The 25,138-nt window shown below is 61.1% G+C and carries 18 protein-coding genes; 9 read left to right on the forward strand and 9 right to left on the reverse strand.

Going from position 1 to position 25,138, the window contains the following annotated elements:
• Positions 1-240: 240 nt before the first annotated feature.
• Positions 241-747: a peptidylprolyl isomerase gene (locus BXA01_RS05735; RefSeq protein ID WP_076567676.1), complete on the forward strand. Its 507-nt coding sequence runs from the start codon at positions 241-243 to the stop codon at positions 745-747.
• Positions 744-1,496, forward strand: a complete 753-nt coding sequence (gene lpxH, locus BXA01_RS05740; RefSeq protein WP_076563534.1) for a UDP-2,3-diacylglucosamine diphosphatase — start codon at positions 744-746, stop codon at positions 1,494-1,496. The genes BXA01_RS05735 and lpxH overlap by 4 nt, the downstream gene beginning before the upstream one ends.
• Positions 1,497-1,613: 117 nt before the next feature.
• On the opposite strand, the gene BXA01_RS05745 is transcribed toward lpxH, so the two are convergent.
• The 7 genes from BXA01_RS05745 to BXA01_RS05775 form a co-directional block, all read right to left on the reverse strand.
• Positions 1,614-3,143: a DHA2 family efflux MFS transporter permease subunit gene (locus tag BXA01_RS05745; RefSeq protein WP_071172913.1), complete on the reverse strand. Its 1,530-nt coding sequence runs from the start codon at positions 3,141-3,143 to the stop codon at positions 1,614-1,616.
• A gap of 219 nt (positions 3,144-3,362) precedes the next feature.
• Complete coding sequence (locus tag BXA01_RS05750) at positions 3,363-4,565, reverse strand: HlyD family secretion protein (RefSeq protein ID WP_076563535.1); 1,203 nt, start codon at positions 4,563-4,565, stop codon at positions 3,363-3,365.
• A 15-nt stretch (positions 4,566-4,580) separates the two neighbouring features.
• A complete protein-coding gene (locus tag BXA01_RS05755) occupies positions 4,581-6,050 on the reverse strand; it encodes an efflux transporter outer membrane subunit (RefSeq protein WP_076563536.1) in 1,470 nt (489 codons plus the stop codon).
• Positions 6,040-6,522, reverse strand: coding sequence for a MarR family winged helix-turn-helix transcriptional regulator (locus BXA01_RS05760; RefSeq protein WP_076563537.1), 483 nt, complete (start codon positions 6,520-6,522; stop codon positions 6,040-6,042). The genes BXA01_RS05755 and BXA01_RS05760 overlap by 11 nt, the downstream gene beginning before the upstream one ends.
• 251 nt (positions 6,523-6,773) lie before the next feature.
• On the reverse strand, positions 6,774-10,448 hold the full coding sequence (locus BXA01_RS05765) for a translocation/assembly module TamB domain-containing protein (RefSeq protein WP_076563538.1): 3,675 nt from the start codon (positions 10,446-10,448) through the stop codon (positions 6,774-6,776).
• Positions 10,445-12,172, reverse strand: a complete 1,728-nt coding sequence (locus BXA01_RS05770) for an autotransporter assembly complex protein TamA (RefSeq protein ID WP_076563539.1) — start codon at positions 12,170-12,172, stop codon at positions 10,445-10,447. Before BXA01_RS05770 ends, BXA01_RS05765 begins: the two co-directional genes overlap by 4 nt.
• A 66-nt stretch (positions 12,173-12,238) precedes the next feature.
• Positions 12,239-12,889, reverse strand: a complete 651-nt coding sequence (locus BXA01_RS05775) for a GNAT family N-acetyltransferase (protein WP_076563540.1) — start codon at positions 12,887-12,889, stop codon at positions 12,239-12,241.
• Positions 12,890-13,212: 323 nt separating this feature from the next.
• On the opposite strand from BXA01_RS05775, the gene xthA reads away from it, so the two are divergent.
• Both xthA and BXA01_RS05785 read left to right on the forward strand, forming a co-directional pair.
• Complete coding sequence (gene xthA, locus BXA01_RS05780) at positions 13,213-14,025, forward strand: exodeoxyribonuclease III (protein ID WP_041477104.1); 813 nt, start codon at positions 13,213-13,215, stop codon at positions 14,023-14,025.
• A 189-nt stretch (positions 14,026-14,214) separates the two neighbouring features.
• Complete coding sequence (locus BXA01_RS05785; protein WP_076563541.1) at positions 14,215-15,549, forward strand: substrate-binding domain-containing protein; 1,335 nt, start codon at positions 14,215-14,217, stop codon at positions 15,547-15,549.
• Positions 15,550-15,625: 76 nt separating this feature from the next.
• Here BXA01_RS05785 and BXA01_RS05790 read toward each other — a convergent pair whose 3' ends face one another.
• Entirely contained in the window at positions 15,626-16,855 is a 1,230-nt protein-coding gene (locus BXA01_RS05790; protein ID WP_076563542.1) for an acyl-CoA dehydrogenase, read from the reverse strand.
• Positions 16,856-17,026: 171 nt separating this feature from the next.
• Here BXA01_RS05790 and BXA01_RS05795 point away from each other — a divergent pair, with 171 nt between their 5' ends.
• From BXA01_RS05795 to BXA01_RS05805, 3 genes are all read left to right on the forward strand, one after another.
• Positions 17,027-17,956 (forward strand): LysR family transcriptional regulator, encoded by a 930-nt coding sequence (locus tag BXA01_RS05795; protein WP_056788837.1) that lies wholly within the window; start codon positions 17,027-17,029, stop codon positions 17,954-17,956.
• 198 nt (positions 17,957-18,154) lie between these two features.
• Positions 18,155-18,553 carry a MerR family transcriptional regulator gene (locus BXA01_RS05800; protein WP_016775309.1) on the forward strand — a complete coding sequence of 133 codons (399 nt, stop codon included), beginning with the start codon at positions 18,155-18,157 and terminating at the stop codon, positions 18,551-18,553.
• A 145-nt stretch (positions 18,554-18,698) separates the two neighbouring features.
• Positions 18,699-19,598 carry a hydroxymethylglutaryl-CoA lyase gene (locus tag BXA01_RS05805; protein WP_076563543.1) on the forward strand — a complete coding sequence of 300 codons (900 nt, stop codon included), beginning with the start codon at positions 18,699-18,701 and terminating at the stop codon, positions 19,596-19,598.
• 653 nt (positions 19,599-20,251) lie between these two features.
• On the opposite strand, the gene BXA01_RS05810 is transcribed toward BXA01_RS05805, so the two are convergent.
• Positions 20,252-21,949 (reverse strand): AMP-binding protein, encoded by a 1,698-nt coding sequence (locus BXA01_RS05810; RefSeq protein ID WP_076563544.1) that lies wholly within the window; start codon positions 21,947-21,949, stop codon positions 20,252-20,254.
• A gap of 291 nt (positions 21,950-22,240) precedes the next feature.
• Between BXA01_RS05810 and BXA01_RS05815 the strand changes: the two genes are divergently transcribed.
• Together BXA01_RS05815 and BXA01_RS05820 are read left to right on the forward strand one after the other, a co-directional pair.
• Complete coding sequence (locus tag BXA01_RS05815) at positions 22,241-23,404, forward strand: isovaleryl-CoA dehydrogenase (protein WP_016775311.1); 1,164 nt, start codon at positions 22,241-22,243, stop codon at positions 23,402-23,404.
• 107 nt (positions 23,405-23,511) lie between these two features.
• Positions 23,512-25,116: a carboxyl transferase domain-containing protein gene (locus tag BXA01_RS05820; RefSeq protein WP_076563545.1), complete on the forward strand. Its 1,605-nt coding sequence runs from the start codon at positions 23,512-23,514 to the stop codon at positions 25,114-25,116.
• Positions 25,117-25,138: the final 22 nt, after the last annotated feature.

Below are 25,138 nucleotides of genomic sequence, written 5' to 3' on the forward strand. Positions count from 1 at the left end.
CGTACAGGTGCGCGGCCGCAAAGAGGGGCCAGACAAAACAAAGCCGCTATCATAGCCGATGCTGTCAAGGGCCTGACAGAGCAGCTCTTATAAAGGCACGCATTTAATCGCCGGGAAATGAAAAACCGCCTCGAAATTCGCGCCTGTCACGCTAAACTGCGCACCTTGGCCGAAGCAGGCTGAACCGGTTGTGGGGCTCAATGTCCCAGAACCACGAATTCCCTATGAAGAGTAATGACCATGACTCAAGTCAAACTGACCACCAACCATGGCGACATCGTCATCGAACTGAACGCTGAAAAGGCGCCGATCACCGTTGCCAACTTCATCGAGTACGTCAACGCCGGTCACTACACCAACACCGTATTCCACCGCGTCATCGGTAACTTCATGATCCAGGGCGGCGGTTTCGAGCCAGGCATGAAAGAGAAGAAAGACAAGCGTCCAAGCATCCAGAACGAAGCGGACAACGGTCTCTCCAACGACAAATACACCGTCGCCATGGCCCGCACCATGGAGCCGCATTCGGCATCGGCGCAGTTCTTCATCAACGTCGCCGACAACACCTTCCTCAACCACAGCGGCAAGAACGTCCAGGGCTGGGGCTACGCGGTATTCGGTAAAGTGACCGCCGGCACCGACGTTGTCGACAAGATCAAAGGCGTGTCGACCACTTCCAAGGCCGGCCACCAGGACGTACCAGCAGACGACGTGATCATCGAGAAAGCCGAGATCATCGCAGCGTGATATTGCTGATTTCAGACTTGCATCTGGAAGAGGAGCGCCCGGACATTACCCGGGCGTTTCTGGATTTGCTCGCCGGACGCGCGCGCTCGGCGAGTGCGTTGTACATCCTCGGCGACTTCTTCGAGGCATGGATTGGCGACGACGCCATGACGCCCTTCCAGCGCTCCATCTGCCAGGCCCTGCGCGATTTGAGCGACAGCGGCACGGCCATATTCCTGATGCACGGCAATCGCGACTTCATGCTCGGCAAGGCCTTCTGCAAACAGGCCGGCTGCACATTGCTGAAGGACCCGAGTGTCGTGCAGTTCTACGGCGAGCCGGTGCTGCTGATGCACGGCGACAGCCTGTGCACCCGCGACGTTGGCTACATGAAGCTGCGCCGCTACCTGCGCAACCCGATCACCCTGTTCATTCTCCGTCATCTGCCGCTGAGCAGCCGCCACAAACTGGCGCGCAAGCTACGCAGCGAAAGCCGTGCACAGACGCGGATGAAAGCCAATGACATTGTCGATGTCACCCCGGAAGAGATTCCGCGAGTGATGCAGGCATTCGGCGTGAAGACTCTGATCCACGGCCACACCCACCGCCCGGCAATTCACAAGTTGCAGCTTGGTGAACAAGCGGCGAAGCGGATTGTGCTGGGGGATTGGGATCGTCAGGGTTGGGCGTTGCAGGTGGATGAGAGCGGGTATGCCTTGGCGCCGTTCGACTTCGCCCCGCCACCCGCCCTGCCTGCCCCGAGCGTATGATCGTTCCTACGCTCCGCGTGGGAATGCAGCCCGGGACGCTCCGCGTCCCATCCAGAGCCGAACGCAGAGCGTCCGTTGAGGCATTCCCACGCAGAGCGTGGGAACGATCTTGCGGGATCAGTGCCCGCTGGCAGCAGGCCCGGCCTTGGCGGCAAACGGCGGCTTAGCCAGCCACACGATCAGAATCAACCCCATGAACCCCCAGCCCAGCAACGTGAAGTAATCCACGGTGGAGAGCATGTACGCCTGGCTCGTGAGGATCTGATCCATCTGCGCATACGCCGACTGACTCGCCCCACCTAACGTATTCAACGTCTCGCGCGTTGCCGGCTCGAAGGTGCTGATGCTTTCGCTCATATACGCATGATGCTGATCGGCCCGGCGAATCCAGATCCAGGTGGTCAACGACGCCGCAAAGCTGCCGCCCAGCGTCCGCAGGAAAGTCGCCAGGCCTGCGCCATCAGCGATCTGGCTCGGCGGCAAGTCCGACATCAGAATACTCAGGGTCGGCATGAAGAACAGCGCCACACCGATACCCATGAACAACTGCACCAGCGCAATGTGCTGGAAGTCGACTTCGTTGGTGAACTCGGCACGCATGAAGCAGCTCAGGCCAATCGCCAAAAACGCAATGCCGGCGAGCAGACGCAGGTCGAACTTGTGCGCGTATTTGCCGACAAACGGCGACAGCAGCACCGGCAGAATCCCGATCGGCGCCACCGCCAGTCCCGCCCAGGTCGCGGTGTAGCCCATTTGCGTCTGCAACCACTGCGGCAGGATCAGGTTGATGCCGAAGAACCCGGCATAACCCAGCACCAGCACGAGCGTGCCGATGCGGAAGTTGCGATGGGCGAACAGGCGCAGGTTGACCACCGGATGGCGGTCGGTCATTTCCCAGATCACGAACACCGCCAGCGCGACCACGGAAATCGCCGCGCCGACAATGATGAAATTCGACTCGAACCAGTCCAGGTCATTGCCCTTGTCGAGGATGACCTGCAACGCGCCGACACCAATGATCAGCGTGATCAGGCCGACGTAATCCATCGGCTGGCGACTGGTCACCACCGGCCGTTTCGCCAGTTGCGAACGCACCACCATCACCGCAAAGATGCCGATCGGCACGTTGATAAAGAAGATCCAAGGCCAGCTGTAGCTGTCGGTGATCCAGCCGCCGAGAATCGGCCCTGCAATGGGCGCGACCACCGTGACCATCGCCAGCAATGCCAGGGCCATACCGCGTTTCGCCGGCGGATAGACCGCGATCAACAGCGTCTGCGTCATTGGGTACAGCGGCCCGGCGACCAGGCCTTGCAGCACACGAAAGCCGATCAGCTCAGGCATCGAAGTCGAGATACCGCACAGAAACGACGCCAGCACAAACAGCATCGTCGCCCACAGAAACAGCTTCACCTCGCCGAAGCGGCGGCTGAGCCAACCGGTCAGTGGCAGCGCAATCGCGTTGCTCACGGCGAACGAGGTGATGACCCAGGTGCCCTGCTCCGAACTCACCCCGAGGTTGCCGGAAATCGTCGGCAACGCCACGTTGGCGATGGTCGTGTCGAGCACTTGCATGAACGTCGCCAGCGACAGGCCGATGGTGCTGAGCAACAGGCTGGGCGGCGTGAAAGAAGCGTTATTGCTCATTGTGAATCCTATGAAACCTGATGGTCGCTGCGGCCTGATGAACACAGCGGGCCCTGTGGTAGCAGGCCCTTGTGGCGAGGGGATTTATCCCCGCTGGGTCGCGAAGCGGCCCCTCTTTTGGCTCAGGAAAAACGGGCCTGCTGCGCAGTCCAGCGGGGATAAATCCCCTCGCCACAGATAACCCCTCACCACAGAGCCTGCTTCTGATCCGGTGTGCTCTCAGCGCTGTGCGGTCTTGCCTGCTGCTGCGCTGTTGTCGTGAATCAACTGGGCAATCATCGCGTCCGCTTCGGCCAGTTGGCGGTCATACACATTGGTGCTGAACGAAGCCTTTTGCGGCGGTTGCTGGGCCAGCACCGGGCCGCTCTGGTCGTGCAGATTGACCTCGACATTGGTCGACAGACCGACACGCAGCGGGTGCTTGGCCAGCTCTTCGGCATTGATGTGGATACGCACTGGCACGCGCTGGACGATCTTGATCCAGTTACCGGTGGCGTTCTGTGCCGGCAGCAAGGCAAATGCGCTGCCGGTACCGGCGCCGAGGCTGTCGACGGTGCCGCTGTATTTCACATCGCTGCCATAAATATCGGCCTCGATATCCACTGGCTGACCGATGCGCATGTCACGCAGTTGGGTTTCCTTGAAGTTGGCGTCGATCCACAGCTGATCCAGCGGAATCACCGCCATCAATGCGGTGCCCGGTTGTACGCGCTGGCCGAGCTGCACAGTGCGCTTGGCGACGTAACCGGTGACCGGCGCGATCAAGGTGCTGCGGGCATTGGTCAGGTAGGCCTGACGCAGATCGGCAGCCGCCGACATTACGTCCGGATGCGACGAGACCACGGTGTCGTCGACCAGTGCGCTGGTGGTTTTCAGTTGCTGTTTGGCGTTGGCCAGAGCGTTCTGCGCCGAGGTCAGGTCGTCGCGGGCGTGGGACAGCTCTTCCTGGGAAATCGCCCCGCCCTGGGCGAGATTTTTCCGCCGGTTATAGTTGTCCTGGGCCTTCTGCACTTCGGCCTGCTGCGCGTTGACCTGGGCTTTCATGCCGTCGACGTTGCTATACAGGCCGCGCACCTGACGCACGGTGCGCGCCAGTTTCGCCTTGGCACTTTGCAGGCCGACTTCGGCATCGTTGGGGTCGAAGTTGACCAGCACCTGGCCTTCCTGGACCAGATCCCCGTCGTCGGCACCGATGCTGACCACGGTGCCGGTGACCAGCGGCGTGATCTCCACGACGTTGCCGTTGACGTAGGCATCGTCGGTGCTTTCGTTAAAGCGCCCGATGAACTCGTGATAGGCCCAGACGCCGGCAATGGCGAGCAGGACCACCACAGCGAGGGCCAGCAGCATCACCTTGCGTTTGCGCGGGTTGCCGGTGTCCGGGGTGTTGTCTTGAGCTTGGGGGTTTTCGGCAGTGGCCATGACAAATACCTTGAATTATGGGTGCGACGACGCGGGGCTGGCGTTGGCTGCGTTCAGGTTTTCACCCTGAAAGCCGCCGCCCAGCGCTTGCATCAGTTGAATCGACAGGTCGATCTGCTCGGCATTGAGGGTCGCCAGCTGACGCTGGGCCTGGAGCAATTGCTGCTCGATGCTGAGCACGTCCAGGTAGTTGCCGATGCCGGAACCGTAACGCTGGACGACGGTGTTGTAAGAGTCCTGAGCGATGTCGGTGGCGTGCTGCTGTGCACCGATCTGCCGGCCGATATCGCGCAGCTGATTGATGGTGTCGCCGACATCACCCAGGGCTTTCACCAGGCTTTTGTTGTACTGCGCCACCGCCAGATCGTAATCAGCGTCGCGGGCATCAAGGTTGGCACGCAGGCGGCCGCCATCGAAAATCGGCAGCGACACGGTCGGCGCGATGTTGAAGAAGCGGCTGGCCGAACCGAACATCGCATCACCCAGCAACGACTCGGCGCCGGCCGAGGCCGACAGATTGAGGTTGGGATAGAAACGGGTTTTCGCCGCATCGATGTCTTTGCTCGCCGCCTCGACACGCCAGCGCGCCGCGACCAGATCCGGGCGGCGCCCGAGCAGTTCCGCCGGCAACACCGACGGCACCGCCACAGCGCTGGCTTGCAGAACTTTCGGTCGAGCGATTTCGTTGCCACGATCCGGGCCTTTGCCGAGCAATACCGCCAAGGCGATTTTCGCGCTGTTCAGGCGTTTTTTCGCGTCGATCAGGCTGGCCTGAGAACTGGCTTCCAGACTCTGGGTTTGCTGAAACTGGTACTGGCTGTCGATTCCCGAACTCAAGCGGCGCTGGCTGAGGTCGAGCATTTGCCGGGTGCGCTTGAGGTCCTCGCTGGCAAGGTCGTAAACGATGTGCGCCTGACCGAGATCGCTATACGCACGGGCGACGTCAGCGGCGAGGGTCAGTTGCGCGGCCTGACGGTCGACTTCAGCAGCGCGAGCCTCGCCGAGCGCGGCTTCCCAGGCATCGCGCTGGCCGCCCCACAAATCGAAGTTGTAATTGAAACCGGCGCTGACATTGCGCACCGTCGCATAGGCACCGCCCTGCCCCAGCGGATCCTGATCACGAGCCAGCCGCGAACGGCTGATGCCAGCGCTGGCGTCGAGGGTCGGATAACGCTCGGCATCGGCAGCATAGGCGGCGGCACTGGCCTGATGGGCGCGGGCTGCGGTGATCTGCATGTCCGGGCTGTCGTGCAGGGCTTCGCGGATCAGGCCGTCGAGCTGCGGATCGCCGAGGCTGCTCCACCAATCGCTTTTCGGCCACGCCGCTGGCGACAGGGTGACGCCTTCGAGAGACTGCGCTGTCTTCAGGCTCTTCGCGTCGAGGCGTTGGCCTTCAGTGTCGAGGCCGCTGTAGTTGGCGCAACCGGCGAGGATCATCGCCGACAACAACAGCGTCAGACTGCTGCGCAAAGTGTTAGCGCTCATTGTGATCACCTAGACGCTGGATGGTGATCGGGTCACCGGCGGCCAGCAGGATTTTCTTGAGGATGTATTCGAGGGTTTTCAGCTCGTCGCGGGAGATCGCGCCGGCCAGCTCATTCATCGCATCGGCACCGATGTGCGGCAGACGATCAGCCAGTTGCTGGCCCTGCTCGGTCAGTTTCAACTGCACCTGACGGCGGTCGCCTTCGCTGCGCTGGCGAATCAGAAACGCTTTCTGCTCGAGACGATCGAGCATGCGCGTCATCGACCCGCTGTCCAGCGACAGATGCCGACACAGCTCAGCCGGGGTGTCGACGCCGAACTGGGCCATGATGATCAACACCTTGAACTGCGCGGCGGTGATGCCGTGAGGTTCCATGTGGGTATCGATGATCCGGTCCTTGAGCAACGCGGCACGACCAAGCAACAGGCCGAGGTGGCAATGTTTGAATTCTTCCGGGGTGAAATGCTTCATGGGTCGACCTGATAACTGCCTAGGCAGTGAATGTATGTCGAGATGTTACTGCTTAGGCAGCGAATGTCAACGCAATAGTTAGGGGGCTTTGTAATTAATCACTGACCGGCCACGCGGGATCGTTCCCACGCTCCGCGTGGGAGTGCAGCCGGGGACGCTCTGCGTCCGTTTTTTTTGAGAGCCGGGACGCAGAGCGTCCCTTGAGGCATTCCCACGCAGAGCGTGGGAACGATCATTGGAGAGAACGCGCTCTAGAAATCCCGCTTGTAGAAAATATCCAGCGAGCTCGCCACGCCGCTCGCCGCTTCGACGTAAACCTTCTTGCTCAGCTTGTAGCGCAAAGCGATGGTGCTGGCCGGTTCGAAGACGCCGACGCCGTAGCGCAGGCTGAGTTTTTCCGAGATGTTGCCGCTGGCGACGACGCTGGTGTCGTTGCCACTGCCCTGGGTGTCGAGCTGAAAGTCCTCGATGCCAAGATCCTTGGCCAGACCACTGGTGACCCCGGCGCTGCCCATCAGGCCCAGGCCCAGCGCGGCTTGCGCGAGCATATTGTTATCTTCGCCGCTGGTACTCAGCGGACGGCCCAGCACCAGGTACGACAGCGCCTGTTCCTGACTCATCGCCGGTTCGGAGAAGATCTGCGTGGTCGGCTGTTCGGCGCTGCCGCTCAGGCGAATACCGGCGATGACGTCGTCGGTCTGGCGGATCGCTTCGATGTCCAGATACGGCTGGTCGATGGGGCCGGCGAACAACAGGCGCGCACGCCGCACCGTCAGGCGCTGGCCGTAGGCGCGATAGCGGCCGTCGTTGAGCCAGAGTTCGCCACGGGTATCCATGTTGTCGCCGATGTGCACCTGACCCTGCAGGTTGGCGGTCAGACCGAAACCGGCGAAGCTCAGCTTGTCCTGGCCGACGATGACGTCGATGTCCATTTTCATCGCGATCGGTGGTTTGCCCTCTTCGGTCTGCGCACCGACGATGATCGTGTCGTCGGAGATTTTCACGGTTGATGGCGGCAGTTCGCGCACGGTGATTTCGCCTTTCGGCACCAGCACCTTGCCGGCAACTTTCAGCTCATCGCCGGCCATGGAAATTTTTAGATCCGGGGCCATTTCCAGTTTGGCGTAGGGTTCGACGCTGACCGGCAATTGCGTGCCCTTGAGCGCCAGATCGACCACCAGTGCCTGACCCCAGGCTACGTTGCCATTGAGACTGCCTTTGCCAGTCTTGCCGCTGTCCCAGCCACCGTCCAGGCGCACCGATTCGCCGGCGATCGCCGCCGTCAGTTGCAGGTTCTGCAGCTCCATCGGCAGTTCGGCGCCGGACACTTCGCCATCGCTGAGCTGCACAGTGCCGTTGACCAATGGCGCGAGCAGGCCACCGGAAATAGTGCCGCTGCCGTTGAGCCGGCCGGTGAGTTTTTCCACCATCGGCACGAACGGCCGCGCCACCGACAGATCGAGGCCGGAAAGGCGGAACGAGCCGCTCAGCGGTTTGTTCTTCGGCAGCGGATTGAGCTGCGCCTGCACCAGTAATTCGCCGAGTTTGCCGCCGACAAAATTGAGCTCGGTGTCGACGCGCTTGGGCGTGAGCTTGCTGCTGAGTTTGAGGGTCTGGTAGGGGAAATCCAGCCAGCGATCCTTGTCGCGCACGCGCAGGGTGCCGCCACTGGCATCGACACTGACCGCGCCGTTCGGGCCGCTCGCCGGCAAGTCCAGTTGCAGATCGGCGTTGAGTCGGCCCTGCCAGGCGAAGTCTTTGGGCAGCCATTGCGCAAGGCTTTCGATCGGGAATTGTTTGAGGTGATAACGCAGCTTCGGCTCGGGCATCAGGCGCTGGTCTTCGCCACACAGGCTGGCATTGCCGGACAGCCAGCAATGCGCGCCGAAATTGATCTGGCCGTCCGCCAGGCGTTCCAGTCTGGCCGGGCTTTGCAGCTTCCAGTCCTGGCCACCGGCCTGAATGTCGCCACTGGCCAAGCGTCCGCGCCAGTTGCCCTTGTCCAGATTGCCGTCCAGCCCCAGCGCCAGTTTCAGCTTCGGTCCGATCAGGTCGAGATTGAGTTTCTGGCTTTTGATATCGCCCTGAGCACTGGCGGTCAGGGTGCCGAGCGAAGTATCGCCGGCCTGAATGCCGCTGCCTTTGAGATTGATCTTCGCCCGCTGCGCACTGTCGAGCGTGGCGTCGAGGTTGAGGCTTTGCAGACGGTTATCCTGGAAAGCCAGTTGCGAACCTTGCAGATCAAGCTTGCCCTGTGGCGCCTTCAGCGTACCGGCGACGTTGACCTGACCGTTGACCTGACCGCGCAATTGCGGCCAGAGCTGGGCCAGACGCGGCAGCTTGATGTCGATCTGTCCGCCGAGTTTGTCCTGCAGGCTGCCCTTGCCGTTGATGCTGTTGTCGCCGAGGCGGATCTGCAGAGCGTTGAGGTTCCAGCGCTCGCCCGCGCCGTCAGCCTTTGCCTGCAGAATCGCCGGTTGGCCGCGCAGTTTGCCTTTAAGGTCGAGGTCGGCGCTGAGGCTGAGCTGATCATTCTTCATCTCGCCTTTGCTCTGCAAAGGCCCGGCCAGCGTACCCGGCAGCTCCGCGACCCAGTACGCCGGGTTGAGCGCCGACAGGTCCAGCGCGGTATCCCAGGCGATGCCGTCGGCGAAGCGCACATTGACGTGCCCTTCGGCCTTGCCCTGCCCGGCCTGCATGACCAGTTGCGGCAAGGCGATCTGTTCCAGACTGCCGCTGAACGGACTGCTAAGGTTGAACGCGCCGGCCGGGCCATCCAGCGCGGCGTCGAAATTACCGAGGTACTGGCCGTCGGTGTAGGACACTTCGCCGGTAAAGGTGCGCAACGTCACTTGCGGCTCGTCGATTTCCGGATAGAGCCGGTGCCACGGGAAGTCTTGCCAGTTGATATTGGCCTGAGCGCTGAGGCCCTTGCTCCAGTCGACGTTGCCGGTGAGTTTGAGGCTTTGCGTGTCGTTGGCGTTGAGGTCGAGCCCGTCAATCTGCGCGCCGTTGGCGTCGACCTTGCCCTTGAGCAGCAGCGCCACTGGCGATTTCTCGGCGGGCAACGTGGCGTTGCCGAGCAGTTGATAACCGTTTTTCAGGTCGCCTTCGCCGGTGAGCACAAGCTGATTGAATTGCAGGGTGTCCGGCAGATCGGCGCTCGGCTTGAACGCATCGCTGGTGATGCGCAGCTTGGCCGGGAGGTTTTCCGCCAGCGCTTGCAGCTCGCCGTTCAACTGGCCGTCGAGGTAGCCACGGCTGTCGGCGTGCAGGTTGAGGGTTTTCAGCAGATCACCTTCAACTTTCAGCGCCAGCGTCCACGGCTCGCTGCCGGGAGACGGCAAAGTCAAATCGCCCTGAATCGTCAGCGGCCAGTTGCCGCTCGGTTGCAGCAGGCCGGACAGGTTCAGGCTGAGCTCGTCGCGCTGCAATTTCACGCTGTCGATCTGCAAGCCTTGAGCGGTCCAGTGCGCCGCCAGTTGCAAACCCTTGAGCTGTTCGCTGCCGTTGAACAACAGGCTGCCCACCTCGACGTCGCCCAATTCGATGGCCAACGGCAATTGCAGGTCCGGCAGTTTGATCGGGCCGCTCTCGATGGTTTCTTCGCTCGGCGGGAATTGCAGGATCACCTGATCGGCCTTGAGCTGATCGATGCACAAGGTCATGCGCGTCAGGCACAGCGGCGACCAGGCGAAGATTGCCTTGTTCAGCTCGACGCGGCTGGTGTCCTGCTGCCATACCAGGTGATCGGCACTCCACTGCCCAGCGAGGCGACCGTGGAAATTCTCCACGCTCAAGCCAGGTACAAGGCCCAGCGCCCAACGGCTGCCGGCCTGCGTGCCAAGCAGTGCAGCCAGGCTCAGGAGGATCAACATGACCAGCGCCAACAGCGTCAGCGCCGTTATTTTCACACCACGCTTCACAGCTCAGGCCCCATGGAAAAGTGCAGCCGGATGCCGCCGTCGTCGTCCAGCGCATGGGCCAGGTCAAGGCGGATCGGCCCGACCGGCGAGACCCAGCGCACACCTACACCGACCCCGGTCTTGAGGTCGGGCAGTTCGAGTTTGTTGAAAGAGTTGCCTTGGTCGACGAAGGTCGCGACCCGCCATTTCTCGGCGATCGAATACTGATACTCGACGCTGCCGGCAATCATGTAACGGCCACCGATGCGGTCGCCGTCAGAGTTTTTCGGCGACAGGCTCTGATAGTCGTAACCGCGCACGCTCTGATCGCCACCGGCAAAAAAGCGCAGCGATGGCGGAATCGAGTTGTAGCCATTGGTGGCGCTGCCGCCGACCTGCACGCGGCCGAGCAGGCGGTGCTTGTCGAACACCGTGGTCAGGCCTTTGACCAGCGCGGTGCCATATAAAAGGTTGTTGTCCGAACCGAGGCCTTCCTTGGCCACTTTGCTTTCGAAGCTCAGGCGATAGCCGTTGCGCGGGTCGATGCGGTTGTCGCTTTTGAGGTAGGAATAACTGATGCCGGGCATCAGCAGCGTGCTCAGGCCGGAGTCGTCGCCGAGTTCGTATTCTTCACGTTGCCATTTCAGCGAGATCACCCGCTGCCAGCCGCTGGGCAACTTGCTGTGCCATTCCGGGCCGAACGTCAGCAGCTTGCTGAGGGTGTCGGAGCCTTCGATGTCTTCGAACTGATAGCCGCCGGCCCAGCGCAGTTTGTCGGTCAATGGCGGGTCGAGCGGGATGTCGTAGAACAGCCCGACGTTCTGCCGGGGCGCCGAAAGTTCGGCCTCCCAGCCATAGCTGTCGCCCTGAGGGTTGACCCAGTGACGCGTCCAGTTGGCCTTGATCCGTGGCCCGACGTCGGTCGAATAACCGAGGCCCAGGCCCATCGTGCGCGGCTTGCGCGTGTCGAGTTTGACGGCGACCGGAATCACATCGTTCTGCGCTGCCGTCGGTGCCGCGTCGACGCGCACGCCTTCGAAATAGCCGCTCGATTGCAGGTCGCGATTAAGTTCGGCGATCAGTTCCGAATCGTAGGGTTCGCCTGCCTTGAACGGCACCATGCGTTGCAGCAGGTCTTCGTCGAACGGCGTGTCGCCCTCGAAACTGACTTTTCCCAGCGCATAACGCGGGCCGCTGTCGTAGATCAATTCGATGTCGGCCACGCCCGCGCGGGGATCGACCATGAGCTTCTGGCTGGTGAAATGACCGCTGAAGTAACCGAAGCGCGAGGCCTGGTTCTGGATCACCCGTTTGGCGTCTTCGTAACGGCCATGGTTGAGCACGGCGCCGGACTTGAGCAGGTCGCCTTTCGGTACGCGAAAGGATTTCAGCGAGGCCGCCGGGCCGTCGACGCGCACGGTGACGTTGCGCAGCCGAATGGGCTCGCCGGGATCGATGTTCAGCACCAGACGCGGTTTTCCCCCGCCCTTGACGTCACTGTCGATCTGCGGCTGGTAGTATCCCAGCGCCTGCGCCGCTTTGCGCGCCTGCTCTTCGGCGCCGCGACTGAAACGCAGCAAGGCTTCTTCGTCGCGATCGCCGAGGCTGCCGATATAGCCTTCTATATTGGCCTTGAGTTCATCGTTGGACGGCTTGATCCGTACATCCAATTCACTTTGCGCCAGCGCCGCGCAGCTGGATAACAGCATCAGCACGCCGCTGGTAAATCTTCGTGGAAACTTCATAGACGCGGATGCTATCACGGGCTCGGGAGCCTGATAGAACAGGTAATTTGTGAAGAAGTTCGATCATTATCCCATTGCTGTTTGTAACACCTGCGGATTGGCGTGGAAAAATACGTGTTCGCGCACCGGCCCGACGGCAACCTCGCCGATCTCCTGATAACCCTGCCTTTTATAGAATTCCAGGTAGCGTGGGTTGCCGGTGTCGAGCACCACGCCTTGCGAGGCTTCATCAACGGCGCACCAGTTGTGCACGGCGGTGAGCAACTGTTCGCCGTAGTGCTTGCCCTGAAACTGCGGGTGCACACCGAGCAGCGGCAGCATGTGCACCGAGTCACCCGGCACGCATGCAGCAACGGCATCGTGGTATTCCAGATAACGCCGGGTGCAGCGAAAACCGGTGCTGAGCACCATGCGCAAGCGCCACGCCCAACTTTCGGTAACGCCCAGGCGCCGTTGCGGCGGTGCGATCAGGGCGATGCCGATCAAGCGATCGTTGACCAACAGGCCGATCGCCGGCAGGTCCTGGAGAAAATGCTGTTTGACCAGCTCGCGCACCGTGGCGCGCACGCGTTGTTCGTAGCCGGGTCGCTCGGCTTCGAACAGATAGCCGAAGGTCGGCTCGTGGCGATAGGCCTGATACAGCAACGAGCGGGCTTCGCGCGAATAGCCGCGGTCGAGCATGTGGATGTCGGCAACGGCGGACTGGGTTTCAGGCATTGCAGTGATTCTCCCCGGGGGCGCGCTCGGAGGCTGGCGCGCTTGTTGGTACGAACCTTGGGCGGATGTGGTGGTTCCCCTGACAGGTTAGACCAGCCTCGGATCTTCATCGACTGGGCGGGCCTCATCGCTGGCAAGCCAGCTCCCACAGTGTCTGCGTCGTTCACAACATTTACATACACCACAGAAACCTGTGGGAGCTGGCTTGCCAGCGATGGGGCCGGGACAAGCGCTACAAATCCCACAGGCCAAAATGATTTGTCCCACACTGGCCCATCTCCCCCATGTCAGCTAGCATCGCCCTTTTGCCAGGACTGCCGACCATGAAGATTGTTTCCTTCAACATCAACGGACTGCGTGCCCGTCCGCATCAGCTGGCAGCGCTGATCGAAAAACATCAGCCCGACGTGATCGGCCTGCAGGAAACCAAGGTCCACGACGACCAGTTCCCCCTCGAAGACATCCGCGCCCTTGGCTATCACGTGCACTTCCATGGCCAGAAGGGCCATTACGGTGTCGCCCTGCTCTCGCGCAACGAACCGATCGCCATCCATAAAGGCTTTGCCACCGATGAAGAAGACGCGCAACGGCGCTTTATCTGGGGCACTTTTGCCGATGCCAACGGCGTGCCGGTGACGATCATGAACGGCTATTTCCCCCAAGGTGAAAGCCGCGACCACCCAACCAAATTCCCTGCCAAGGAGCGTTTCTACAGCGACCTGCAAGCGCTGCTGGAAAGCCAGTTCCACAACGAACAGCCACTGGTGGTGATGGGTGATGTGAACATTTCCCCGGAAGACTGCGACATCGGCATCGGCCCGGACAACATGAAGCGCTGGCTGAAAACCGGCAAATGCAGCTTCCTGCCGGAAGAACGCGAGTGGATGGCGCGCCTGAAGAACTGGGGCCTGACCGACAGCTACCGTCACCTCAATCCCGACGTGAGCGACATGTTCAGCTGGTTCGACTACCGCAGCCGTGGCTTTGAAGATGAGCCCAAACGCGGCCTGCGCATCGATGTAATTCTGGCGTCCCATGGCCTGCTGCCACGGGTCAAGGATGCCGGCGTGGACTACGAACTGCGCGGCATGGAAAAGCCATCGGACCATGCGCCGATCTGGCTTGAGCTGGCCTGATCCAGCCTGAGGGAATTTTCATTGTGGGAGCGAGCCTGCTCGCGAATGCGGTGGATCAGCGACAAATTTTTCGACTGACACGCCGCCTTCGCGAGCAGGCTCGCTCCCACAGGTAATCCCCTGTCATATTTCGGTCACGCGCCTGACTTAATCTCCCCGGCAATCCCCTTGGCTTGATTCGGTGCCGGCATGACCCTGCGTGTTCTTTGCGTTTTCCTGTTGAGCGGCTGGCTGTCGGTATCCGCCGCCGCCCTGCCGATCCCCGAAAACGGCCCGGCATTGCGCATTCAGGGCTCCAACACCATCGGCGCCGAACTCGGCCCGGCGCTGGTCGAAGGCCTGTTGCAGCAACAAGGCCTGCTGAAAATCCACCGCGAAACCCCGGACACCGCCAACGAACAACGCATCGTCGGCCAGACCGCACAAGGGCAACGCGTAATCATCGAAGTCGCCGCCCACGGTTCCAGCACTGGCTTCACTGCATTGAAAAACGCCAGCGCCGATCTGGCCGCCTCTTCCCGTGAGATCAAGGACAGCGAACTGCTTGCCCTGCAAGCCCTCGGCGATCTGAAAAGCCCGGCGGCCGAGCAAGTCATTGCAATCGACGGCCTGGCGATTATCCTCAACCCGGCCAACCCGGTTGAGCAGTTGAACACCGAGCAACTGGCGCGGATTTTTGCCGGCGAAGTGAAAACCTGGGAAGAGCTCGGTGGCCGTGGCGGCGCCATTCATTTATACGCGCGGGATGATCAATCGGGGACGTACGACACGTTCAAGGAGCTGGTCCTGAGCCGGCGTGGGAAAAGTCTCAGCAGCGCGGCGAAGCGTTTCGAATCCAGCGAGCAATTGTCCGACGCGGTCAGCGCCGATCCGCAAGGTATCGGCTTCATCGGCTTGCCTTACGTGCGCCAGGCCAAAGCCGTGGCGATTGCCGACGGCGCCTCGCAAGCGATGCTGCCGCTGAACAGTCTGATCGCCACCGAAGACTATCCGCTGTCGCGGCGCTTGTTCTTTTATCTGCCGCCGGACAGCCGCAATCCGTGGGCACAGGCGTTGGCCAGCTTTGCCCAGAGCCCAGAGGGTCAGGCGATCGTCGCGGCCAGCGGTTTTGTCAGCCAGACCGTACAAGCCATGAGCGTGGCGCCGAATGCGCTGATGCCCGAGGGTTACCAATCCCTCAGCCGGCATGCCCAGCGTCTGACAGTGAATTTCCGTTTCGCCGAGGGCAGCGCCAGTCTGGACAACAAGGCGCGGCAGGATCTGGCGCGGGTGCTCGACTATATAAAGCGCCATGGCAAGACCGAACGGGCGGTGACGCTGGTGGGGTTTGGTGATTTGAAGGATGACCCGGCGCGGGCCGATCTGCTGTCGAAACTACGGGCGATGGCGGTGCGGCGTGAGCTGGTCAAAGACGGTGTGGTCATACGCGAAGTCCGCGGCTTTGGTGCGCTGATGCCGGTGGCGACCAACAGTGCGGATGAGGGGCGGATCAAGAATCGGCGGGTTGAGGTTTGGGTGTATTGATCCTGACGCCTGATCGTTCCCACGCTCCGCGTGGGAACGATCAGACTGGGGGGAATGCGAATGAGGCGACGCGGTGTTACTGGCCGCTACGCATCATCTCCTTCGGCACATACTTGCCGATCTCGAACTTGCCGATCGCCGCGCGGTGCACTTCGTCGGGGCCGTCGGCCAGGCGCAGGGTGCGCTGCATCGCATACATATAGGCCAGCGGGAAATCGTTCGACACCCCTGCCCCGCCGTGCATCTGAATCGCCCGGTCGATCACCCGCAGGGCCACGTTCGGTGCGACGACTTTGATCTGCGCAATCTCGCTTTTCGCCACTTTGTTGCCGACGGTGTCCATCATGTACGCCGCTTTCAACGTCAGCAGACGCGCCATGTCGATCTCCATCCGCGAGTCGGCGATCTTGTCGATGTTGCCACCCAGACGCGCCAGCGGTTTGCCGAATGCGGTGCGGCTCACTGAGCGTTTGCACATCAGTTCCAGCGCACGTTCGGCCATGCCGATCGAACGCATGCAATGGTGAATCCGCCCTGGGCCAAGGCGACCCTGAGCGATTTCGAAGCCGCGTCCTTCACCGAGCAGGACGTTTTCGTACGGCACCCGCACGTTATCGAACAGCACTTCGGCGTGACCGTGCGGTGCGTCGTCGTAACCGAACACCGGTAGCGGCCGGACGATCTTCACTCCGGGGGTATCAACCGGTACGAGGATCATTGAGTGCTGGGCGTGACGCGGCGCGTCGGGGTTGCTCAGGCCCATGAAGATCAGAATCTTGCAGCGCGGATCGCAGGCACCGGAGGTCCACCATTTCTTGCCGTTGATTACCCACTGATCGCCGTCACGCACAGCTCGGGCGGCCATGTTGGTTGCGTCGGAAGACGCCACATCAGGCTCGGTCATGGCGAACGCCGAACGGATTTCGCCGCGAAGCAGCGGCTCGAGCCAGCGCTGTTTCTGCTCGTCGTTGGCGTAGCGCACCAGCACTTCCATGTTGCCGGTGTCCGGCGCCGAGCAGTTGAACGGCTCCGGCCCCAGCAGGGAACGGCCCATGATTTCCGCCAATGGCGCATATTCGAGGTTGCTCAGGCCGGCGCCCAGCTCGGACTCAGGCAGAAACAAATTCCACAGCCCTTCAGCCTTGGCCTTGGCCTTGAGCTCTTCCATGATCGCGGTCGGCTGCCAGCGATCGCCCTCGGCGACCTGGCGTTCGAACACCGCTTCGGCCGGGTAAACGTAAGTGTCCATGAACGCAGTCACGCGCTCACGCAGTTCCTGGACCTTGGGCGAATAAGCGAAATCCATGGGTAGTTACCTTCTCGGGCAGAGGTTGTTCAAGTCATGCAATCGATGCTAGAACAGCGCTGATCATTTACCTAGCCTATTCTCGGCGTGTATAAACATTCATCACCAATATATGATCCGCTGATCGTCAGCCCCAAAACACTTGCACTTAATAACAAGAGAAGCCGCGTTATGAATCTGAGCAAGGTCGACCTGAACCTTTTCATCGTCTTCGACGCGATCTACACCGAAGCCAACCTGACCCGCGCCGGGCAGATTGTCGGCATCACCCAGCCGGCGGTGTCCAACGCCTTGGCGCGGTTGCGCGAAACCTTCAACGACCCGCTCTTCGTGCGCACTGCCCAAGGCATGGTGCCTACGCCGATGGCGCAGAACATCATCGGCCCGGTGCGCAACGCCCTGTCGCTGCTGCGCGTATCGGTGCAGGAAAGCCGCATCTTCAACCCGGCGCAGGCGGCCAAGACTTACCGCATCAGCATGACCGATTTGACGGAGGCAATCATTCTGCCGCCCCTGTTCCAGCGTCTGCGCCGCCTGGCGCCGACGGTGATCATCGAAAGCTTTCTGTCCAAGCGCCGGGAAACCACCAAGGAACTGGCCGCCGGGCGTCTGGATTTCGCTGTGGATGCGCCGCTCAACACCGACCCGCAGGTGCGCCACGTCAAGCTGATGGACGACCGTTACGTCTGCGCCATGCGCAAGGGCCACCCAATGGCGGGCAAGGAAAAACTCAGCCTCGATGACTACCTGTCGCTGACCCACATCCATATTTCCAGCCGCCGCAGCGGTCTGGGTTATGTCGATCTGGCGCTGGGCAAAATGGGCATCCAGCGCAAGATCGCCCTGCGCTCGCAGCACTATCTGATGGCCTCGCAAGTGATGCAGCAGACCGACATGGTCATGACCGTGCCGGAACGCTTCGCCCGCCGCCATGATTTGCAGTCGTTCAATTTGCCGGTGAATGATGTGCCGTCGGTGGAAACGCATTTGTACTGGCACGAAAGCACCGACCAGGACCCGGCCAACCGCTGGATGCGCGAGCAGATGATCGAGTTGTGCCAGCAGGTGACGGCGCAGGAGAAGAAGCTGGAGAAGGTGTAGGGCTTTTTTACCGCGTTATCGTTCTTCGCGAGCAGGCTCGCTCCCACATTCGACTGCATTCCTTCCGGTGAAATGCAATTCAGTGTGGGAGCGAGCCTGCTCGCGAATAGGCCGGCAAACGCAGCGAGGATCTTGAGCCTTGACGTAAACGTAAACCACCGATTAGCTTAGCGCCATGCCCCTTTTCCGAGCGCTTTCATGAGCAGTCAGACCTACAGCATTTCCGACCTCGCCCGCGAGCTGGACATTACCACCCGGGCGATCCGCTTTTATGAAGAGCAAGGCCTGCTCAGCCCCGAGCGTCGTGGCCAGGAACGTATCTATTCGCCGCGCGACAAGGTCACCCTGAAGCTGATCCTGCGCGGCAAGCGCATCGGTTTTTCCCTGGCCGAATGCCGCGAGCTGATCGAACTCTACGACCCGTCCGGCGGTAACACCAAACAGCTCAACAGCATGCTGGCGAAAATCAGCGAACGCCGCGAACAGCTCGAACAGCAGTTGCTGGATATCGAACAGATGAAACTCGAGCTGGACACTGCCGAAGAGCGCTGCGTGCAGGCGTTGGAGCAGACGCTCAAGAGCCAGCAGGCGATCTAGCAAATATTGGTGCCCCTGTGGGAGCGAGCCTGCTCGCGAATGCATTCTGTCATCCAACATTAACGGTGACTGATCCACCGCTTTCGCGAGCAGGCTCGCTCCCACAGGGTTCTTCGTGAACTAAAAAAACAGGCAGGTCCCACCCATGTCCCTCCCCTCCCTAGTACGCCTGATCGAAGTCGGCCCGCGCGATGGCCTGCAGAACGAAGCCCAACCGATCAGCGTCGCTGACAAAGTGCAACTGGTCGATGCCCTGAGTGCCGCCGGGCTTGGCTACATCGAAGTCGGCAGTTTCGTCTCGTCCAAGTGGGTGCCGCAGATGGCCGGATCCGCCGAGGTATTTGCGCAGATCCAGCGCAAACCCGGCGTGACCTACGGCGCGCTGGCGCCGAACCTGCGCGGCTTTGAAGACGCGCTCGCCGCCGGGGTCAAGGAAGTCGCGGTGTTCGCCGCCGCCTCCGAGGCGTTCTCGCAGCGCAACATCAATTGCTCGATCAGCGAGAGCCTGGCGCGGTTTGCGCCGATCATGGAGGCGGCGAAACAACACGGCGTTACCGTGCGCGGTTACGTTTCCTGTGTGCTGGGCTGTCCGTATGAAGGCACGGTCGCGCCGGAGCAAGTGGCGATGGTCGCGCGCGAGCTGTACGCGATGGGCTGCTACGAAGTGTCGCTGGGCGACACCATCGGCACCGGCACGGCGGGCGCGACCCGACGCCTGTTCGAGGTGGTCTCGGCGCAGGTGCCACGGGACAGACTCGCCGGGCATTTCCACGACACCTATGGCCAGGCCATGGCCAACATCTACGCCAGCCTGCTCGAAGGCATTGCGGTGTTCGACAGCTCTATCGCCGGCCTCGGCGGCTGCCCGTACGCCAAAGGCGCTAGCGGTAACGTTGCCACAGAGGACGTGGTGTACCTGCTCAATGGCCTGGGCATCGAGACCGGTATCGATCTGGACGCCTTGATTGCTGCGGGCCAGCAGATCAGTGCAGTGCTCGGCCGTCCAACCGGTTCGCGAGTGGCCAAGGCACGCAGCGCCCAGTGAGGTGTTACCGCTGGATCAGTGAAGTGGGCAAAAGCGAGTAACACGGAAACAAATTGTCTGGCTTTGCCTGGAGTCGAAAAAGCCTGAAAAAGTTAAGCCGTTGATTTCTAAAGGATTTTAAAAGTTGGCACGACACCTGCTATCTCTATCGCATAACAAGAATAAAAAGCCGCAAACCAATAAAAACAAGACGAAACGACTCTGACATAACAAGAACAACACGGCAGAGACGCAGCTAACAGATTTTTTTGGAGAAGGTGTGCTTTTCAGGGTGCTCTAAGGAGTGACCCGCAACCGGGCAGAGAACAATAAAACTACCTTCAGGTAGCTCCCGAATCGGTTGGATCGTTAAACGAGAAAGCAGATCAGCGCTCAAAAAAATACGTTTGCTCTTGACCCCGGATGGGGGTCGCCAAAAAGCTGTACAGGGCCACGGTTGCCAAAAACAACAACAGACCGACCCTCAATAATAAAAAGAGCACGCAACGACAAATTAAAGGGGAGCTTCGGCTCCCCTTTGTGCTTTCTGCAATTCCTGAAACCACCCCAATCCCTGTGGGAGCTGGCTTGCCAGCGATTGCGGTAGAACATTCAACATTGATGCTGGCTGACCTGACGCCATCGCTGGCAAGCCAGCTCCCACAGGGTTTAGGTTACCGCTCGGTTATTTTCAGCTCCTCGATACTGATCTCACGCATCCTGAATTTCTGGATCTTCCCCGTCACCGTCATCGGAAACGCGTCGACGAATTTGAAGTAACGCGGTGTCTTGAAATGGGCGATGCGTTCCTTGCACCAGGTTTGCAGCTCCAGCTCCGAGGCACTGTGGCCGGGGTGGAATTTGATCCAGGCGACGATTTCCTCACCGTAGCGCGAGCACGGAATGCCGATCACCTGCACGTCGGCCACCGCCGGATGGGTGAAGAAAAACTCCTCCAGCTCACGGGGGTAAACGTTCTCGCCGCCACGAATGATCATGTCCTTGTTACGCCCGGCGATGTTGACGCAACCCTCCGCGTTCATGCTCGCCAGGTCGCCGGTGTGCATCCACCCCGCCTCATCGATGGCTTCGGCAGTAGCCTGCGGGTTGTTCCAGTAGCCGAGCATCACGCTGTAGCCGCGCGTACATAATTCGCCAATGGTGCCGCGCGGCACAAGGTTGCCGGCGGTGTCGATGATCTTGCTTTCCAGTTGCGGCTGGGTGCGCCCGACCGTGGTGACACGCAACTCCAGCTCATCCGCCGGCCCGGTCTGCAACGACACCGGACTGGTTTCGGTCATGCCGTAGGCGATCTGCACTTCGCTCATGTGCATTTCGTTGATCACCCGGCGCATGACCTCGATAGGACAGGTGGCGCCGGCCATGATCCCGGTGCGCAGGCTCGACAGGTCGAAGCTCTGCCGTTGCGGCTGATCGAGCATGGCAATGAACATGGTCGGCACACCATACAGCGCCGTGGCTTTTTCTTCGGCCACCGCTTGCAGGGTCAGCGCCGGATCGAAAGCGTCGTTGGGGTAAATCATCGTGCTGCCATGGGTGACGCAACCGAGGTTGCCCATGACCATGCCGAAGCAGTGATACAGCGGCACCGGAATCACCAGACGATCGGCAGTCGTCAGGCCGAGGCTTTCGCCGACCATGTAGCCGTTGTTGAGAATGTTGTAGTGACTGAGGGTCGCGCCCTTGGGGAAACCGGTAGTGCCGGAGGTGTACTGGATGTTCACCGGTTGATCGAAATGCAGGCTGGTGCTGCGTTCGCGCAGCTGTTCGGACGAGACGCTGGCGGCCAGATCGCTGAGCTGCGACCACGGCAGAAAACCGGGCGGCGGATTGGCATTGAGGCTGATCACGCCGCGCAACTCCGGCAGGCGTTCGCTACGCAGCTGACCGATGGCGTGCTCGGCCAATTCTGGCGCCAGGTTCTGGAGCATTTCATGGTAATTCGAGGTCTTGAACGCTCCGGCACAGACCAGCCAATGGCAGCCGGATTGCTTGAGCACGTACTCGAGTTCAGAGCCGCGATAGGCAGGATTGATATTGACCAGGATCACGCCGATCTTCGCCGTGGCGAACTGGGTGATGCACCACTGCGCGCAATTCGGCGCCCAGATGCCGAGGCGATCGCCGGTCTGCAAGCCCAGCGCGAGCAAGGCCCTGGCCTGCTCATCCACCGCTTCGGCCAGTTGCCGCCAGGAGTAACGCAAGTGTTGATGGCGCACCACTAAAGCCTCGCCGTCAGGGTATTGCGCGACAGTCTGATCGAAGCGCTGACCGATGGTCATCGCCAGCAGGGCTTTGTCCTGAGAGCCACGGGTGTAGCTGCGCTGCGGGTTTGCACTGGGTTGATCCATGACGACCCCTATTGTCTTTATTTATGGGTAACGACGGTCCTGTAGGAGTGAGCCTGCTCGCGATCGCGTCGTGTCAGCAAACGCAAATATTGACTGACACACTGCCATCGCGAGCAGGCTCACTCCTACAGAAAGCTCTCCGTTTTCAATCCTGAACTGCCCTTACTCTCGCCCAAGTTGACGCTTACGTAAAGCCGATTGACAGTCGATCTATGGAAGCTTTACGTTAACGTAAAGCTGAACGCCGATTCGTCGTGCGCTCCACCCGATAAAAAAGCCAAAAGGTGCCACATGAGCTATCCATCCCTGAATTTCGCCCTCGGTGAAACCATCGACATGCTGCGCGATCAGGTGCAGTCCTTCGTCGCCGATCAGATCGCCCCGCGCGCCGCGCAGATCGACCACGACAACCTGTTCCCCGCCGACATGTGGCGCAAATTCGGTGACATGGGTCTGCTCGGCATCACCGTGCCGGAAGAGTACGGCGGCGCGGGTCTGGGTTATCTGGCGCACGTAGTGGCGATGGAAGAAATCAGCCGTGGCTCGGCGTCGGTGGCGTTGTCCTATGGCGCGCACTCCAACCTCTGCGTCAACCAGATCAACCGCAACGGCAATCACGAACAGAAAAGCAAATACCTGCCGAAACTGATCAGCGGCGAGCACGTCGGCGCCCTGGCGATGAGCGAGCCCAACGCCGGTTCCGACGTGGTATCGATGAAACTGCGCGCCGACAAACGCGGCGACCGCTTCGTCCTCAACGGCAGCAAAACCTGGATCACCAACGGCCCCGACGCCAATACCTACGTGATCTACGCCAAGACCGACCTGGAAAAAGGCCCGCACGGCATTACTGCATTCATCGTAGAGCGGGACTGGAAAGGCTTCAGCCGCAGCAACAAGTTCGACAAGCTCGGCATGCGCGGCTCCAACACCTGCGAGCTGTTTTTCGATGACGTCGAAGTACCGGAAGAGAACATCCTTGGTGTGCTCAACGGTGGCGTGAAAGTGCTGATGAGCGGCCTCGATTACGAACGCGTGGTGCTCTCCGGCGGCCCGACCGGGATCATGCAGTCGTGCATGGACTTGATCGTGCCGTACATCCACGACCGCAAGCAGTTCGGCCAGAGCATCGGCGAATTCCAACTGATCCAGGGCAAAGTCGCCGACATGTACACCCAGCTCAACGCCAGCCGCGCCTACCTCTACGCGGTGGCCCAGGCCTGCGAGCGCGGCGAAACCACGCGCAAGGACGCGGCCGGGGTGATCCTCTACACCGCCGAACGCGCCACGCAAATGGCCCTCGACGCGATCCAGATTCTCGGCGGTAACGGCTACATCAACGAATTCCCCGCCGGCCGCCTGCTGCGCGACGCCAAGCTCTACGAAATCGGCGCCGGCACCAGCGAGATCCGCCGCATGCTGATTGGCCGCGAACTGTTCAACGAGACGAAATGAATTTCGTCAGCTGCAAGCCGCAAGCTACAAGCTGCAAGAGAACCACGCTCTTGCCCCGACTTGCAGCTTGCCGCTTGTAGCTAGAAGCTGCTTACGGAGTAAGCCCCATGATTCTGCACACTCAGCTCAACCCGCGCTCGGCGGAATTCGCCGCCAACAGCGCGGCGATGCTCAAACAGGTCGACGCGCTGCACACCCTGCTCGCCCAAGTGGCGCAGGGCGGCGGTGTCAAAGCGCAGGAACGCCACACTTCGCGGGGTAAATTGCTGCCGCGCGAGCGCATCAATCGCTTGCTCGACCCCGGCTCGCCGTTTCTCGAAATCAGCCAACTTGCCGCCCATGCGGTTTACGGCGAAGACGTGCCGGCTGCCGGGGTGATCGCCGGCATCGGCCGCGTCGAAGGCGTGGAGTGCATGATCGTCGCCAACGATGCGACGGTGAAAGGTGGCTCGTATTACCCGCTCACCGTGAAAAAACACCTGCGCGCGCAGACCATCGCCCAGCAGAATCGCCTGCCGTGCATTTATCTGGTGGACTCGGGAGGCGCCAACCTGCCGCGTCAGGACGAAGTGTTTCCGGATCGCGAGCATTTCGGGCGGATATTCTTCAATCAGGCCAACATGAGCGCCATGGGCATCCCGCAGATCGCCGTGGTCATGGGCTCGTGCACCGCTGGCGGTGCGTATGTGCCGGCGATGGCAGACGAAGCGATCATGGTGCGCAACCAGGCGACGATTTTCCTCGCCGGCCCGCCGCTGGTAAAAGCCGCGACCGGCGAAGTGGTCAGCGCCGAAGACCTCGGCGGCGCCGATGTGCACTGCAAGACCTCCGGCGTGGCCGACCATTACGCCGAGAATGACGAACACGCCCTCGCCCTCGCCCGCCGCAGCGTCGCCAACCTCAACTGGCGCAAGCTCGGCGAGGTGCAGCAACGCACGCCGATCGCGCCGCTGTACGCCAGCGACGAGTTGTACGGCGTGGTTCCGGCTGACGCCAAGCAGCCATTCGATGTGCGCGAAGTGATTGCGCGGCTGGTCGACGGCTCGGTGTTCGATGAATTCAAAGCGCTGTTCGGCACCACGCTGGTCTGCGGTTTCGCGCACTTGCACGGCTACCCGATCGCGATTCTGGCAAACAACGGCATCCTCTTCGCCGAAGCCGCGCAGAAAGGCGCGCACTTCATCGAACTGGCCTGCCAGCGCGGCATCCCGCTGCTGTTTCTGCAGAACATCACCGGTTTCATGGTCGGCCAGAAATACGAAGCCGGCGGCATCGCCAAGCACGGCGCCAAACTGGTGACCGCGGTGGCCTGCGCCAAGGTGCCGAAATTCACCGTGATCATCGGCGGCAGCTTCGGTGCCGGCAACTACGGCATGTGCGGGCGCGCTTACGATCCGCGTTTCTTGTGGATGTGGCCGAACGCGCGGATCGGCGTGATGGGCGCCGAACAGGCAGCCGGTGTGCTGGTGCAGGTCAAGCGCGAACAGGCGGAACGCAGCGGTCAGGCGTTCACCGCCGAGCAGGAGACCGAGATCAAGCAGCCGATTCTCGATCAGTACGAAGAACAGGGTCACCCCTACTACTCCAGCGCTCGGCTGTGGGACGACGGCGTCATCGACCCGGCGCAGACCCGCGATGTACTGGCCCTGGCCTTGTCCGCGTCGCTGAACGCGCCAATCGAACCGAGCCGCTTCGGCGTGTTCCGGATGTGATGTTTTTTTGTGGGAGCGAGCC

This window comes from Pseudomonas sp. B10, assembly GCF_900156235.1.
Lineage (GTDB): Bacteria > Pseudomonadota > Gammaproteobacteria > Pseudomonadales > Pseudomonadaceae > Aquipseudomonas > Aquipseudomonas siliginis.

Excerpts from the sequence above, each read along its gene's own strand:
- BXA01_RS05735 (WP_076567676.1), top strand. The coding sequence starts at position 241 with ATGACTCAAGTCAAACTGACCACCAACCATGGCGACATCGTCATCGAA.
- BXA01_RS05745 (WP_071172913.1), bottom strand. The coding sequence starts at position 3,143 with ATGAGCAATAACGCTTCTTTCACGCCGCCCAGCCTGTTGCTCAGCACC.
- BXA01_RS05750 (WP_076563535.1), bottom strand. The coding sequence starts at position 4,565 with ATGGCCACTGCCGAAAACCCCCAAGCTCAAGACAACACCCCGGACACC.
- BXA01_RS05755 (WP_076563536.1), bottom strand. The coding sequence starts at position 6,050 with ATGAGCGCTAACACTTTGCGCAGCAGTCTGACGCTGTTGTTGTCGGCG.
- BXA01_RS05760 (WP_076563537.1), bottom strand. The coding sequence starts at position 6,522 with ATGAAGCATTTCACCCCGGAAGAATTCAAACATTGCCACCTCGGCCTG.
- BXA01_RS05770 (WP_076563539.1), bottom strand. The coding sequence starts at position 12,172 with ATGAAGTTTCCACGAAGATTTACCAGCGGCGTGCTGATGCTGTTATCC.
- BXA01_RS05775 (WP_076563540.1), bottom strand. The coding sequence starts at position 12,889 with ATGCCTGAAACCCAGTCCGCCGTTGCCGACATCCACATGCTCGACCGC.
- xthA (WP_041477104.1), top strand. The coding sequence starts at position 13,213 with ATGAAGATTGTTTCCTTCAACATCAACGGACTGCGTGCCCGTCCGCAT.
- BXA01_RS05785 (WP_076563541.1), top strand. The coding sequence starts at position 14,215 with ATGACCCTGCGTGTTCTTTGCGTTTTCCTGTTGAGCGGCTGGCTGTCG.
- BXA01_RS05790 (WP_076563542.1), bottom strand. The coding sequence starts at position 16,855 with ATGGATTTCGCTTATTCGCCCAAGGTCCAGGAACTGCGTGAGCGCGTG.
- BXA01_RS05795 (WP_056788837.1), top strand. The coding sequence starts at position 17,027 with ATGAATCTGAGCAAGGTCGACCTGAACCTTTTCATCGTCTTCGACGCG.
- BXA01_RS05800 (WP_016775309.1), top strand. The coding sequence starts at position 18,155 with ATGAGCAGTCAGACCTACAGCATTTCCGACCTCGCCCGCGAGCTGGAC.
- BXA01_RS05805 (WP_076563543.1), top strand. The coding sequence starts at position 18,699 with ATGTCCCTCCCCTCCCTAGTACGCCTGATCGAAGTCGGCCCGCGCGAT.
- BXA01_RS05810 (WP_076563544.1), bottom strand. The coding sequence starts at position 21,949 with ATGGATCAACCCAGTGCAAACCCGCAGCGCAGCTACACCCGTGGCTCT.
- BXA01_RS05815 (WP_016775311.1), top strand. The coding sequence starts at position 22,241 with ATGAGCTATCCATCCCTGAATTTCGCCCTCGGTGAAACCATCGACATG.
- BXA01_RS05820 (WP_076563545.1), top strand. The coding sequence starts at position 23,512 with ATGATTCTGCACACTCAGCTCAACCCGCGCTCGGCGGAATTCGCCGCC.